General features: G+C 59.6%; 9 protein-coding genes. 7 read left to right on the forward strand and 2 right to left on the reverse strand.

The features are described from left to right. The first annotated feature begins 81 nt into the window (after positions 1–81). On the forward strand, positions 82–2,388 hold the full coding sequence (bglX, locus tag DDA898_RS09080; protein WP_038911004.1) for a beta-glucosidase BglX: 2,307 nt from the start codon (positions 82–84) through the stop codon (positions 2,386–2,388). Positions 2,389–2,502: 114 nt separating this feature from the next. On the opposite strand, the gene DDA898_RS23650 is transcribed toward bglX, so the two are convergent. Continuing rightward, positions 2,503–2,610 carry a YohO family small membrane protein gene (locus tag DDA898_RS23650; protein WP_022633196.1) on the reverse strand — a complete coding sequence of 36 codons (108 nt, stop codon included), beginning with the start codon at positions 2,608–2,610 and terminating at the stop codon, positions 2,503–2,505. Between the two features lie 264 nt (positions 2,611–2,874). Here DDA898_RS23650 and dinG point away from each other — a divergent pair, with 264 nt between their 5' ends. The 6 genes from dinG (at position 2,875) to DDA898_RS09115 (ending at position 12,496) form a co-directional block, all read left to right on the forward strand. Then, complete coding sequence (gene dinG, locus DDA898_RS09090; RefSeq protein WP_038911005.1) at positions 2,875–4,980, forward strand: ATP-dependent DNA helicase DinG; 2,106 nt, start codon at positions 2,875–2,877, stop codon at positions 4,978–4,980. Positions 4,981–5,148: 168 nt separating this feature from the next. Next, a complete protein-coding gene (locus DDA898_RS09095) occupies positions 5,149–6,315 on the forward strand; it encodes a YfaP family protein (protein WP_038911006.1) in 1,167 nt (388 codons plus the stop codon). A 193-nt stretch (positions 6,316–6,508) separates the two neighbouring features. After that, positions 6,509–7,477, forward strand: a complete 969-nt coding sequence (ybiB, locus tag DDA898_RS09100; RefSeq protein ID WP_038911007.1) for a DNA-binding protein YbiB — start codon at positions 6,509–6,511, stop codon at positions 7,475–7,477. A 34-nt stretch (positions 7,478–7,511) separates the two neighbouring features. Continuing rightward, complete coding sequence (locus DDA898_RS09105) at positions 7,512–9,377, forward strand: M3 family metallopeptidase (RefSeq protein ID WP_038911008.1); 1,866 nt, start codon at positions 7,512–7,514, stop codon at positions 9,375–9,377. 256 nt (positions 9,378–9,633) lie between these two features. Then, positions 9,634–10,920, forward strand: a complete 1,287-nt coding sequence (locus DDA898_RS09110; RefSeq protein WP_038911009.1) for an acid phosphatase — start codon at positions 9,634–9,636, stop codon at positions 10,918–10,920. A gap of 298 nt (positions 10,921–11,218) precedes the next feature. After that, positions 11,219–12,496, forward strand: a complete 1,278-nt coding sequence (locus DDA898_RS09115; protein ID WP_038911011.1) for an acid phosphatase — start codon at positions 11,219–11,221, stop codon at positions 12,494–12,496. A 71-nt stretch (positions 12,497–12,567) separates the two neighbouring features. On the opposite strand, the gene DDA898_RS09120 is transcribed toward DDA898_RS09115, so the two are convergent. Further along, positions 12,568–14,265, reverse strand: coding sequence for a fibronectin type III domain-containing protein (locus tag DDA898_RS09120; protein ID WP_038911012.1), 1,698 nt, complete (start codon positions 14,263–14,265; stop codon positions 12,568–12,570). Positions 14,266–14,432: the final 167 nt, after the last annotated feature.

Raw genomic sequence — 14,432 nt, forward strand, 5'->3', positions numbered from 1 at the left:
ATTAGCCGCCTTGTCTTGTCACTATCAGCGGGCAGGTTGTCGTTCCTTAACCGGCAGCTGCACAAGGAATTCGCAATAACAATGAAATGGTTTACTTCACTGGCGCTCGCGGTCGGTCTGGCCTGTAGCCCGCTTTGGGCGCAGACGCCCCTGCAACAGACTGCGCCGCAGGCGGCTTCCGCCCAGCAGCGCGATGCCTTCGTTAACGACCTAATGAAAAAAATGACGCTGGATGAAAAGATCGGGCAGCTCCGCCTGATCAGCGTCGGACCGGATAACCCGAAACAGGCCATTCGCGACATGATCCGCAACGGTCAGGTCGGCGGGATTTTCAACACCGTCACCCGGCAGGACATTCGGGCGATGCAGGATCAGGTGATGCAGCTTAGCCGCCTGAAAATTCCACTGTTCTTCGCTTATGACGTGGTGCACGGCCAGCGTACCGTGTTCCCGATCGGTCTGGGGCTGGCGTCGAGCTGGGACATGAGCGCCGTGGAGCTGTCGGCGAAGATCGCCGCGTATGAAGCCACCGAAGACGGCCTGAACATGACCTGGGCGCCGATGGTCGATATTACCCGCGATCCGCGCTGGGGGCGTGTCTCCGAAGGCTTTGGCGAAGACACCTATCTGACCAGCGAAATCGCCCGCGTGATGGTGAAAGGTTTTCAGGGCGACGACCTGACCGGTCGCCATTCGCTGATGACCAGCGTGAAGCACTATGCGCTGTATGGCGCGGCGGAAGGCGGTCGTGACTACAACACCGTCGATATGAGCCCGCAGCGCATGTTCCAGGATTACATGCCGCCGTACAAAGCGGCGATTGACGCGGGCAGCTACGGCGTGATGGCGTCGCTCAACTCCATCAACGGCGTGCCGGCTACCGCCAACCGCTGGTTGCTGAAAGACGTGTTGCGCGACCAGTGGCATTTCAAAGGCATCACCATCAGCGACCACGGCGCTATTAAAGAGCTGATCAAGCACGGCGTGGCGGCGGACCCGAGCGATGCATCGCGCATTGCGGTGCAGTCTGGTATCGGCATGAGCATGAGCGACGAGTATTTCGTGCGCTATCTGCCGGATCTGGTCAAGCGCGGGCTGGTCAGCATGAAGGATATCGATGACGCCTGCCGCCAGGTGCTGAACATGAAATACGATATGGGGCTGTTCCAGGACCCGTACAACCATCTCGGCCCGGTCGGTTCCGACCCGGTGGACACCAATGCCGAAAGCCGTCTGCACCGCGAGGAAGCGCGTGACGTGGCGCGCCGCAGTCTGGTGCTGTTGAAAAACCGTCTTGATATCCTGCCGCTGAAAAAATCCGGCACCATCGCGGTGGTGGGGCCGCTGGCCGACAGTAAGCGCGACATTATCGGTAGCTGGTCCGCCGCCGGACGTCAGGCGCAGGCGGTGACGGTATACGAGGGAATCCGCAAGGCGGTGGGGTATAACGCCCGCGTTTATTACGCCAAAGGTTCCAACGTCACCAATCATCCGGGGCTGGTCCAGTTCCTGAATCAGTATGACCAGTCGGTGGAGATCGACCCACGCACGCCGCAGGCGATGATCGATGAAGCGGTGGACGTGGCGAAGAAATCCGACGTGGTGATCGCGGTGGTAGGCGAATCTCAGGGGATGGCGCACGAAGCGTCCAGCCGCGCCAAAATTACCATTCCGCCGGAGCAAAAGGCGCTGATTTCCGCGCTGAAAGCCACCGGCAAGCCGCTGGTGTTGGTGCTGATGAATGGCCGTCCGCTGGACCTGAGCCGTGAAGATCAGCAGGCGAACGCGCTGCTGGAAACCTGGTTCAGCGGTACTGAAGGCGGCAACGCCATCGCCGACGTGCTGTTTGGCGATTACAACCCGTCCGGTAAGCTGCCGATGACCTTCCCGCGCTCGGTGGGGCAGATCCCGATGTACTACAACCAACTGCCAACCGGACGTCCGTATTCGGCACAAGCGCCCAACAAGTACACCTCGCACTATTTTGACGAGGCCAACGGGCCGCTGTATCCGTTCGGTTACGGCCTGAGTTACACCACCTTTGAAGTGTCGGACGTGAAACTCTCCAGCCCGACCATGAAGCGCAACGGCAGCGTCAAGGCATCGGTCACGGTCACCAATACCGGCAAGCGCGCCGGGGAAACTGTGGCGCAGCTTTATCTGCACGACGTGGTGGCGTCGATCAGCCGCCCGGTGAAAGAGCTGCGCGGCTTCCAGAAAGTGATGCTGCAGCCGGGTGAAAGCCGTACCCTGACCTTCACCCTGTCGCCGCAGGATCTGAAGTTCTACAACGCGCAGATGCAGCAGGTGGCGGAGCCGGGCAAGTTTGAGGTGATGATCGGGCTGGATTCTCAGCGCGTGAAAACCGGCAGCTTTACGCTGCTATAAGTAGTAACGATAAACGCTAGTTGTTTATGCGACGGCCCCTGCGATGATTCCCAGGGGCCGGACAGGAAAAACCGGCTGCGCCGCGACGGGCGGCCGGATCTAACCGGTTCGGCGTCAGCCGCCGTGCACGATAATGATATACCCCACCAGCATCACGCCGCCGATGCCGCCCAGTGCGCAGAGCGCAAATAGACTGACGATTCCCAGTTTCTTGATATCCATCCGGTTATCCTTTTGTTATGTCCCGGACGGTAAAGGGTTACGTTCCGGTGATGATGACGTTCCGGCGATTATAGAGCCTCCTGCACCGGATACAAGCCAACCGCATTTGTCGGTGTCGCGCCACTACTGCCTGAGTAAATGTGACAACGTCACAATTACGGCCGTTGATTTGTGGACACTGACTTATGGTCACTGACTATGGCTACTGACGTTGCCGCCGGTCTGTGGGACAATACCGGTCAGATTGAACCACAGTGAGACGGCATGACCCTGACCCCCGCGTTAAAGCAGCAGATTGGCGAATGGTATAAAGCGCTGCAACAGCAGATTCCCGATTTTATCTCCCGAGCGCCGCAGCGCCAGATGATCGCCGAGGTGGCGAAAGCGCTGGCGGGCGACTATAAGCGTCATTTGGTGCTCGAAGCGCCGACCGGCGTGGGCAAAACGCTTTCCTACCTGATTCCCGGCATTGCCGTCGGACGCGCGGAGCTGAAAACGCTGGTGGTCAGCACCGCCAACGTGGCGTTGCAGGATCAGATCTTCAACAAGGATTTGCCGCTGCTGCGCCAGTTTATTCCTGAACTGAAATTCACCGCGGCGTTCGGCCGCGGGCGCTATGTTTGTCCGCGCAATCTGGCGGCGATGGCGACCGAGGCGTCGGCGCAGGGCGATCTGATGCTGTTTATGGATGAGCACCTGCCATCCAGCCGCGAGGAGCAAACCACCAGCGCCCGGCTGCAACTGGCGCTGCAAAGCTATGCCTGGGACGGATTGCGTGACCATTGTCAGGAGTCGATCGGCGACGCGCTGTGGCAACGCCTCAGCACCGACAAGGCCAACTGTCTGGGGCGCAACTGTCATTATTACCGCGAATGCCCGTTCTTTCTCGCCCGTCGGGAAATCGAAGACGCCGATGTGGTGGTGACCAACCACGCGCTGGTGATGGCGGCGATGGAGAGCGACTCGGTACTGCCGCAGGCGAAAAACATGCTGCTGGTGCTGGACGAAGGCCATCACGTGCCGGATGTGGCGCGCGACGCGCTGGAGATGTCCGGCGAGGTGACGGTCAGCGCGGTGCAACACCAGATGGATCAACTGGTTCAGCAGGTGGGGCTGTGTCTGGCGCAGTTCCCGCCCAAATCGCCGCCGCGGCTGATGCAGCCCGACAGGCTGGGCGATCACTGCGGCGAGATACGGGAGCAGTTGCAACTGTTCGAGCGGCTGAGCAGCCTGTTTTTGCCGCCGGCCCAGCCGGACGCCGATTACCGTTTCCCGATGGGAGAACTGCCGGAGGAGATGCGCGAGTGCTGCAATCGGCTGTTTAAGCTTGCCGATAGCCTGCGCGGGCTGGCGGAATACCTGCTCAACGATCTGGCGGAAAAAACCGGCAAGCATGATGTCGTTAAGTTACATCAGGCGATGCTGCGCATCAGCCGTCTGAACGGTTACTGGGAAGCGCAGGGCAAGCTATGGCGGCTGGCGGCGCTGGAGAAATCCTCTAACGCGCCGGTGTCGAAATGGCTGCTGCGGGAACGACGCGATAATCAGCTGCACCTGTATTTTCACTGCGCCGGCATCCGCGTGTGCGACCAACTGGACCGGTTGCTGTGGCGCAATCTGTCGCACGTGGTGGTCACCTCGGCGACGCTGCGCTCGCTCAACAGTTTCTCCCGATTGAAAGAACTGTCCGGGCTGGACGAGGAAGAGGGCGATACCTTTATCGCGCTGGATTCGCCGTTCAACCACTGCGAGCAGGGCAAGCTGGTGATCCCGCGTATGCGCCATGAACCGCTGATCACGCATGAAGCTGAACATCTCGCCGAGATGGCGCAGTTTTTCCGTGCCGAACTGCGGCGGGATGTCCACAAGGGGATGCTGATGCTGTTCGCCAGCCAGCGGGCGATGCAGCAGTTTCTGACCGAGGTACCCGACCTGCGGCTGATGCTGCTGGTGCAGGGCGATCAGCCGCGCTACCGGCTGGTGGAATTGCACCGCCAACGGGTACAGCAGGGCCAGACCAGCGTGCTGATCGGCCTGCAATCCTTCGCCGAAGGGTTGGATCTTAAGGGTGAACTGCTGTCGCAGGTGCATATCCACAAGATTGCCTTTCCACCGGTAGACAGCCCGGTGATCCTCACCGAGGGTGAGTGGCTGAAAAGCCTCAAGCGCCACCCGTTTGTAGTGCAGAGCTTGCCGAGCGCCTCATTCAGCCTGATTCAGCAGGTCGGCCGATTGATTCGTAGTCACGACTGCTTCGGTGAAATCGTCATCTATGACCGGCGCTTACTGACCAAAGGCTACGGCGCTCAGCTGCTGGCCGCCTTGCCGGTGTTTCCCATCGAACAGCGTGACATGCCGGATGATGAGTAGCTTGCTGTTATTCATGCGTTTTTTCTGACAGGCGGCCAGTAAATCCCTATCATATCGTCGCCGTGGCCTGTTGGCTGCGGTGTGACAGACTGTGCCTGCACGTCGCATCGCGGCTAACGGTGCGTATGCAACGCAGCCTGACGTTTGATGATTCGATAAGGATGTGTGATGAATAAAAAAATCATGGCGCTCGGCGCACTGCTGTTCCTGTCGCAGGCTTCGGCCGCGCCGGTCAGTATTGAGGTGCTTGACGCCACCATTAAAGATAAAAAAATCGCCGAGGCCGATGTGATGCTGCAACGCGATGGCGCACAGACGGCGGTAGGGCGTACCAATGCGCTGGGGCAGGTGCAGTTGTCGCCGCCGTTCGCCGCCGATGAGAATGCCTTGCTGATTATCAAAAAGCCGGGATTTTCCAACCTGGTGGTCAAGTGCCCGTGCGACGGGCTGACCTACGCCATCAGCCCGGTGATGAAGAATCTGGACGGGATGCGTATCGTGCTGACCTGGGGCGCGACGCCGGCCGACCTTGACTCGCATCTGGTCTATGGCAACAGCCATATCTATTTCGACAATCAAAAGGGACCGGACGCTAACCTGGATGTGGATGACGTCGACAGTTACGGCCCGGAAACCATCACCATCGAGAAAAAGCGTTTCGGCGAAAGTTACCTGTACGCGGTACACGACTACACGCATATTCATGAGCCGGATCAGGCCGCACTCTCGAACAGTCAGGCGAAAGTATTCGTCTACGTCGGGCAGTCGCTGGTCAGAACCTATAGCGTGCCGCGCAATCAGGTCGGCAATCTGTGGACGGTATTCCGCCTGAACCCGAACGGCGATTTTGAAGATATCAACACCATCAAACAGACCGGCTATCAGGACCCCAATAACGTTGCCGCCGGGGTCAGCGGGCAGCTGTCCGGCCGGGCGGCGACCGGTACGGTCAACGTCAATCAGGCGGCGGCGAAAGCGCTGAACCGTCAGGGCGAAGACGCCTACCGCCGCGGCGATCTGGAAAGCGCGATTGCGTTTTACCAGCAGGCGATTGAGCAGGATGCGGTATTCAGCCAGGCGTACAGTAATCTGGGGCTGGCTTACCAGAAACTGGACCGCATCGCCGAAGCCATCTGGGCAAACCGTAAGGCGATCGCGCTGGCGGACGGGCCGAACGCGGCAACGGTGCGCGCCAGTTCCTACTATAACATCGCCCGAATCTATGAAGCGGCCGGGCAACTGGACGACGCCCTGCGTCATTATCAGTTGGCCAAGGCGCAGAAAGACAGCGCCACCTACGATCAGGCTATCAGTCGCATCAAAAGTAAGCTGTAACGGCTGACCGTGTTTCCTTGCCGCCTCGGATCCGGGGCGGCAACGGCGATTTCGCGCTTCCCCGGTGACAAATTCATGCTATGTTTCCAGACAGTTGTCCTGCTATGACCGGCGCCATCGGCGCGGACGGGCGTCATCGGCTCGCCCGGTCTGGGACACCGTCTAACCGTCGCCTTACCAATGAGAGCACACCATGGATTACACCCGAATCATTAAAGAGGTTGGCCGCGGCAAAAATCATGCGCGCGATCTGGATCAGGACACGGCTTATCAGTTGTATGGTCAGATACTGAATGATCAGGTGCCCGAGCTGGAGCTGGGCGGGCTGTTGATCGCATTTCGCATCAAGGGTGAATCCGAAGCCGAAATGCGCGGTTTCTATCAGGCGATGAGCGAACAGACGTTGCGTCTGTCCGCACCGGCCGGCAGCCCGATGCCGGTGGTGATCCCCAGCTATAACGGCGCCCGCAAACAGGCCAACCTGACGCCGTTGCTGGCGCTGCTGCTGCACCGGCTGGGGCTGCCGGTGGTGGTGCACGGCGTGAGCCGCGACCCGAGCCGCGTGACCAGCGAGGCGATTTTCCGCGAACTGGGCATCGCGCCGGTGAGCGACGCGCAGGCGGCGCAGCAGCGGCTCGACCGGGGTGAACCGGTGTTTATGCCGGTATCGCTGCTCTGTCCCGCTATCGAACGTCAGTTGGATCTACGCTGGCGTATGGGGGTGCGTAACAGCGCCCATACGCTGGCCAAGCTGGCCACGCCGTTTGGTGAAGCCGCGGCGTTGCGGCTGGCGAGCGTGTCGCATCCGGAGTATGTCGGCCGGGTCGGCACGTTCTTTGAGGACATTAACGGCCGCGCGTTGCTGATGCACGGCACCGAAGGCGAGGTTTACGCTAACCCGCAGCGCTGCCCGGAAATTCATTTCATCCGTGAGCAACGGCGGGACATCCTGCAATGGCGACAGGATATCGCGGTAGACAGCGCGGCGCTGCCTTCGGCGAAGGATGCCGCCGCCACCGCCCGCTGGACGGAAGCCTGCCTGGCGGGCGAACAACCGATACCGCAGGCGATTCGCCTGCAACTGGCATGCTGTCTGGTCGGCAGCGGCGAGGTGGCCTCAATGGAGCAGGCGGTTTCGACGATACGAAAACGACTGGGTTGATCATAACGATTAACGATAAGTAAGGAACAACCACATGCAACAGGCTAAGGCGTATTTTGACGCCCTGAACCGCGATTATCTGGCGGTGCATCAAACCAAAGAGGATCTTTTCTGGCAGCGTTATATGGGAACCGGCGACGAAACGGTTTCCGCCCGCTTCGCCGAAGCGGAAAGCGCCTGGAAGCGTTTTATTTCGCAATCATCCCGGCTGGCCGAACTGCGGCAGCACATTGCGGCCGTCGACGCGGCTCCCGCCGGCGAAGCGCGTGACGCGCTGCTGCACGGTTTACGCGGCTGGTACCGTTTTTTTGACTGCAATGTGATTGAAGATCCGCAGGCACAGGCGCTGATGGATGAACTCATCGCCGCGGAGAACGATCTGTTTTCCCGCCGCAAAACGCATCAACCGACCCACCTCAATGAGCAGGGCGAGCGGGTTTCCGCCTCGCTGGGCGAGCTGCTGACCAATCAGGTCACCAATGATAATGAAGCGTATCGCCGTAGTTCGCAGCAGGCGCTGCGCGATCTGGAGCAGTGGCTGGTCAATCATGGATTCCCGGCGCTGGTCAGCCTGCGTAACCGCTTTGCGCGCCAGATGGGCTATCGCAACTACTTCGATTACAAGGTGAACAAGACCGAGCGCATGACGCCGGAACAGCTGTTCGCCATTCTGGATCGTTTCGAAGAACAAACGCGTGACGCCAACCTGCGCAGCCTGCGTCAACTGGCGGCGGAAAAGGGCGAGTCGGCGTTGCAGCCGTGGAATGTGCGCTACGCCAGCACCGGCGATGTCACCCGTCAGTTGGATCCTTATTTCCCGTTTTCCGCGTCGCTGTCCCGCTGGGTCAACAGCTTCAAGCGCCTGCATATCGGTTTTAGCGGCGCGCAGATGCAGCTCGACCTGCTGGTGCGCAAAGGCAAATATGAAAACGGCTTTATGCACCAGCCGGTGCCGCCGTTTGTGGATCAAGGCCAGTGGCTGCCCGCGCGTATCAACTTCACCAGTCTGGCGCAGCCGGATCAGGTAGGCAGCGGCGCCAACGGCATCAACACGCTGTTCCATGAGGGCGGCCATGCGGCGCATTTCGCCAATATCCGCCAGAATGCGCCTTGTTTCGCCCAGGAGTTCCCGCCGACCTCGATGGCCTACGCCGAAACCCAATCGATGTTCTGCGACAGCCTGCTGCAGGACGCCGACTGGCTGAAACGTTATGCGCATAACGCGCAGGGCGAGCCGATCCCCGATGCGTTGATTCAGGCTGATATCCGCGCTCGTCAGCCAATGCGCGCCTTCAACGAACGCCATATTCTGCTGGTGCCGTATTTCGAATGGCAACTGTACTGCATGGATGACGAGGAACGCACCCCAGAGGCGATTTTGCAACTGGCGCGCGACATCGAACGGCGCATTCTCGGCATCAACGGCAGCCCGCGTCCGACCATGGCGATTCCGCATCTGCTGTCGATGGAGTCGGCCTGTTCGTATCAGGGGTATCTGCTGGCGATGATGGCGGTGGAGCAAACGCGGCATTTCTTCCTGCGGCGCGACGGTTACCTGACCGATAACCCGGCGATCGGCCCGGCTTTGACCCGCCATTACTGGCAGCCCGGCAACAGCCTGACCCACGATGAAACGCTGCGCGACCTGACCGGTGAAGGGTTCAATCCGGATTATCTGGCCCGCGAATGCAACCTGACGGTGGATGAAGCCTGGCGGCAGGCGCAGGCGACCATCGCCGCCGCCGTGGCGCGCCCGCAACCGGCGGCGGATTTCGACCTCAACGCCCGTATCCAGGTGGTGGACGGCGACGAGGTGCTGGCGGATAACCAGTACGGCGACGACGCCATGTGCCAGGCGTTCGCCCGCGTGATTGACGAGGCTTATCCGGCTTACGCCTGAGTGTTCAAGACGCTGTGGTGGATCCATGGCGTCTGTTTTTCCTGTCTCGTGTTTTGTTTTCCCATCACCATTTTATATCGCTAAACCGGTACGGCTCTCTCGCGCCGGGGCCGGCCCGTGCCTATACTGGTCGGGCGATATTCGTAGTGAAAGTGCCTGTTATTAAAAAAGTTTCACCGAACTGTCATCAGCGCCGATTAGGCTGATGCGGTTTCCTATCCTCGACGATAATCCGTGACAATAAAAAGGACATATCATGCGCTACTCTTACGTGTTCATGGCGGTGGCTTGCGCACTGGCGACAGTACCGGCACAGGCCGCTTCCCGCAGCGATTCCCAATTGCCGCAAGTCAGCCTGTTGCAAACCACCACCGAGGCCAGCAACAGCGCCCCGGTCATTGAGATGCAGCAGCAGGTGCAGCAATACCTGCAAAAAGCCTTGCAGGGAGTCGCACCGAAGCTGACTCGCGCGGTGCTGGATAAAGCGCCGGATCAGGGAGAACCGCAGGGCGATATGAAATGGCTGAAAGCGACCGGTTACGTTTTCAACCCTAAAGATCAACAGCAGGCCAGCGTGAAACTGCTGGAAGGGTTCAGAACCCTGCCGGCGTCGGTGTTGCAGAAAAACCTGGCGACGGTTGAGCGCATCAATTTGGAGTCAACCCTGCCGCTGCGCCAGAAAGCGCTGATTGATGCGGAAAACACCCGCTATCTGTACGCGCTGGCGGAAGCGCTGGGGCCGAAGCTGGGCAAAGCGTTTCTCGATGTCTACCAGAAAGGCGAAATGGGTAAGGCCGCCGCGTTGATCAAGGCTACCAATGTCAGCACGTCAGCGGCGAAAAACGCCTTTAACTACCCGCGGCCGTTCAAACAGCCGGGCAACAACATCCATCTGGTGCCGGATACCGCCGTCGTGGCGGATAACGCCCGTTATACGGCGTCGGGCGGTTCGTTCCCCAGCGGCCATACCAACGGCGGGTATAACGACGCGCTGTTGCTGGCGCAGATGCTGCCGGAGCGTTTCGTGCCGCTGATTGACCGCGCCGCCACCTACGGCTATTCCCGCCTGGTGTTGGGGGTGCATTATCCGCTGGATGTGATCGGCGGTCGCATGGCGGCCGAGCGCAGCGTGGCGCATTTCCTGAACGACCCGAAATACCGCGTGCTGTTCAACGACGCCAAAACCCAGCTGCGTGCCGCGCTGGAAAAAGCCTGCGGCACGACGCTGGCCGAATGCGCCAAACCACAGGGTAGAAACGACCCTTACACCGACCCGGCGATGACGTCGTTCTACCGCTACACCATGACCTACAATCTGCCGGTGGCGAAAGTGAAAGCCCAGCCGGTCAAGGTACCTGAAGGGGCGGAAGTGCTGCTGGAAGGGCCGTTGCCGCAGTTGAGCGCGGCCCAGCGCCGGGCGCTGATGGTAAAAACCGCGATAGCCGACGGCTATCCGCTCTCTTCCGGCGGGGTGGATGCCAACTTCTGGCAGCGCCTGAACCTGCATGACGCGGTGGCAGCAGCGAAGACTGTAACCAAATAAGCGTTTTCATCATAACGGACATATTTCTCCGTACAGCCTGATCAGCAGCCAATGTCATCGCGACATTGGCTGTTCTTTTCGTGCAGTCCTCTATTTTCGCGTCTCTGCCATGCTCACGGCCGTATCGCTTCCGGACGCGGCGGGCGGGCCTTAAGGTCACATTTTGTATCGTTAACGCGGTGAGGGTTTCTCGCGCGGGAAAGGGTTCAATTCTACGCTGGTGATAGCTGAACGAGGGGGCCGATGCGCTCACCGTAACCTGTGCCGTTTCCTGTGAGCAGAAAAATAAGGGGGTAGCATGCGGTATCCTGTTGTTTTCATCGTAGTGACCTGTACGTTGGCGGTGTGGCAAGCGCAAGCCGCTGTTGATGGTGATGCGATTGTGCAGCAAATGAGTTTGCTGCAAACCACGACTCAAGCCAGTAGCAGTAAGCCGGTGGTCGATATGCAGCAGCGCGTGCAGCGATATTTGCAAAAAGCGTTGCAGGGAAGCGCGCCGCTGCTAACCCGCTCGGTGATGGATAACGCGCCCTACCTGAGCGAACCCTGGGATGATGTGAAGTGGCTGAAAGCGGCCAATTACCCCTTTAATTCCAAAGATCAGCAGCAGGACAGCATCCCGTTGCTGTCAGGATTCAACGCGCTGCCGGCAGATGTTTTGCAGGAGAATATGGCGACCGTGGAACGTATCAATCAGGACGCCTCACCCGCGTTGCAGCAAAAGGCGCTGATTGATGCGGAAAACACCCGTTACCTGTACGCGCTGGCGGAAGCACTGGGGCCGAAGTTGGGCGAGGCGTTTCTGGATGCGTATCAGCACGGTGAGATAGGCAAGGCCGCGGTGTTGATCAAAGCGTCCAATGTCAGTACGTCGGCGGCGAAAAATGCGTTTCATTATCCGAGGCCATTCCAGCAATCGGGCAATCGTATTCATCTGGTGCCGGATACCGCGGTAGTGATGGATAACCAGCCTTATAAGGCTTTCGATGGGGCATTTCCCAGCGGCCATACCAGCGGCGGGTATAACGCCGCGTTACTGATGGGACAGATGCTGCCGGAACGTTTCGTGCCGCTGATTGACCGCGCCGCCACCTACGGTTATTCGCGCCTGGTGTTGGGGGTACATTATCCGCTGGATGTGATCGGCGGTCGCATGGCGGCCGAACGCAGTGTGGCGCATATCCTGAACGACCCGGCATACCGCGTGCTGTTCAATGAAGCCAAAACCCAGTTGCGCGCCGCGCTGGAAAAAGCCTGCGGCACGACGCTGGCCGAGTGCGCCAAACCGCAGGGTAAAAATGACCCCTACACCGACCCGGCAATGAAGTCGTTCTACCGCTACACCATGACCTACCACCTGCCGGAGGCGATAGTAGAAGCCCTGCCGCTCAAGGTGCCGGAAGGGGCGGAGGTGCTGCTGGAAGGGCCGTTGCCGCAGTTGAGCGCGGCCCAGCGCCGTGCGCTGATGATAAAAACCGCGATAGCTGACGGGTATCCGCTCTCCTCCGGCGACATGGACGCCAATTTCTGGCAGCGCCTGAACCTGCATGATGCGGTGGCCGCGGCGGAGCAATAAATGCCGGCGTCTGCGAGATAAGCAAGAGGGCGTCAGGGGAAGCCCTCTTGCTATTATTTCGGCGGGTTCCGTCAGCGTTTAATGCTGACGTTATCGAAGCTGACTTTGCCGTTGCCGCCATTGTGGGATGACAGCGCCAGCCCGATATACAGCGTATCGTTCATGTTGGGATTGATGAGTTTGTTGAGTCTGGTCCAGTTCAGGCCGTCGTCGGAAACCTCCGAGATAAAGGTGTTGCCGTCGCGGGTTAATCGCAGCCAGGTGGGCTGGCTGCCGTTTTCGGATTTGGCGAAAACGCCTCTGCTGCCGGTGGCGGAGCCGTCTTTGCTGCGCCATTGCGACATCGCGCCGGCTGACGCGGTATACCCCGTCAGCACATAGGCGCTGCTGTCGGAAAGGGTATTGCGTATCATCAGGCCGGCTTTGGCGTAAGGGTCGTTATACCGCAGATCGATCAGCCGCGCCGTAATACTGCCGTCGCCTTTCAGGGGTTGATAGACGAAATTGAAGGCGTCGGCGGCACCCCACATATCGCCGGTATGCGCTTCCAGCGCAATCACCTCCTGATCTTCGGTGGCGGTACCGGGCGTATCGGTTTTGCCGATGTCCTGCCGTTTCCATGCGTCGCTGAGCGGAGATGCCGGCGGCGTGGTCACGTTGACCACGTTGGAGTAAACGGAATCGCCAGCCTGATTGTAAGCCTTCACCCGGAACGCGTAGGCAGTGTTGGGGGCCAGCGTGCCCACCTCCACCGAGGTGGCGCCCGGCCCCAGCGATTCGGCGCTGGTGTAGGCGCCGCCGGCTTCATAGGCACGGGGCGTGGTGTCATAAGCGCCATCGCCGAAGGTGCCGGCATAGGAATATTCGACGATAAAGCCGCGCTCATTATCCGAACAGTCGTTCCAGTCCAGTTGCACCACCGAACTGGAGATCGCGCCGGCGGTCAGGCTGTCCGGTGAGGCTGGTGGTTTATCTGCGCCGGTGTAGGGATCCAACGATATCCCCGCACGCAAGGTTTTAGCGTTGACGCGATAACGCGTCGCGGCCAGCCGGTTGTTCACGTCGTTGAGCGTCAGCGGCGTGATGCTGAGATCGTAATCCACCGGACCTTCGCGCTGGGTGAGGGTGGCGGTGCCGTCCAGATAGAAAATTTCGTTGAGCCACAGGCTGGGCATGATTTCGCCGTTACCGGCCGGCGATCCGACGGTAAAGGGAACCATCGGGTTGCCGGTGCTGGTTTGGGTACCGGCGTTCCACACGGCGGAGCGGCCGGGCGCGCCGTCAAGGCTATAATCCGGCGCGTAGCGATCGGTCAACGCGACCTTTTTGATAAAGCCCTGCGTGGTTGTCACCAGCGGCGCATTTTCCGCCAGCAAGGTGCCGCCGCGGTTGAAATAGTTCAGTTCCCAGTGCATCAGAAAATATCCCTGACCGGTCAGGGTCAGGTGCTCGCCGGCGTGCAACAGCAGGTATTTCCCTTCCTTTGAACCTTTGATGGGTTCGACGTATTTATTCGCCTCGCCATCGTTGTCGCCGACCAGCGTGACGCCGGTCGCCGTCGGCCGCTGGTACAGGCCGTTGATCCTGGAATAGGACAGATCCTGATCGCCTTTATCGAACGTCGCCTGTTCGGCCGCCGCGACGGACCCGGCACAGCGTTGCGTGTCGGCGGCGCTAGCGTCGTTGGCCACTCCGTAGGCGCCGAACAGCAATCCGCCAAGCAGGGCGTTGAGTCGGCGTTGGGGGTGGCGAGAACGGATGGTTTTCATGTGCAGAATCCTGGTGAATGTATAACGTATTGATTTAAATGTAATATCGATAATGACTGGCGATCGCTTCGAGCAGCGTATAGGAATCAGTAAAAAATGCCAGACCCATTGGATTTATTCTCGGAATGTTCGGGTACCGTGGGGCGATGGGACAACATGGCGTGAGG

Origin of the sequence: Dickeya dadantii NCPPB 898 (genome assembly GCF_000406145.1) — a bacterium.
GTDB classification, from domain to species: Bacteria; Pseudomonadota; Gammaproteobacteria; order Enterobacterales; family Enterobacteriaceae; genus Dickeya; species Dickeya dadantii.

Bases quoted from the DNA above. Each gene is read 5' to 3' on its own strand.
- ybiB (WP_038911007.1), top strand. From the start codon at position 6,509: ATGGATTACACCCGAATCATTAAAGAGGTTGGCCGCGGCAAAAATCAT.
- DDA898_RS09120 (WP_038911012.1), bottom strand. From the start codon at position 14,265: ATGAAAACCATCCGTTCTCGCCACCCCCAACGCCGACTCAACGCCCTG.
- DDA898_RS23650 (WP_022633196.1), bottom strand. From the start codon at position 2,610: ATGGATATCAAGAAACTGGGAATCGTCAGTCTATTTGCGCTCTGCGCA.
- DDA898_RS09110 (WP_038911009.1), top strand. From the start codon at position 9,634: ATGCGCTACTCTTACGTGTTCATGGCGGTGGCTTGCGCACTGGCGACA.
- DDA898_RS09095 (WP_038911006.1), top strand. From the start codon at position 5,149: ATGAATAAAAAAATCATGGCGCTCGGCGCACTGCTGTTCCTGTCGCAG.
- bglX (WP_038911004.1), top strand. From the start codon at position 82: ATGAAATGGTTTACTTCACTGGCGCTCGCGGTCGGTCTGGCCTGTAGC.
- DDA898_RS09115 (WP_038911011.1), top strand. From the start codon at position 11,219: ATGCGGTATCCTGTTGTTTTCATCGTAGTGACCTGTACGTTGGCGGTG.
- DDA898_RS09105 (WP_038911008.1), top strand. From the start codon at position 7,512: ATGCAACAGGCTAAGGCGTATTTTGACGCCCTGAACCGCGATTATCTG.
- dinG (WP_038911005.1), top strand. From the start codon at position 2,875: ATGACCCTGACCCCCGCGTTAAAGCAGCAGATTGGCGAATGGTATAAA.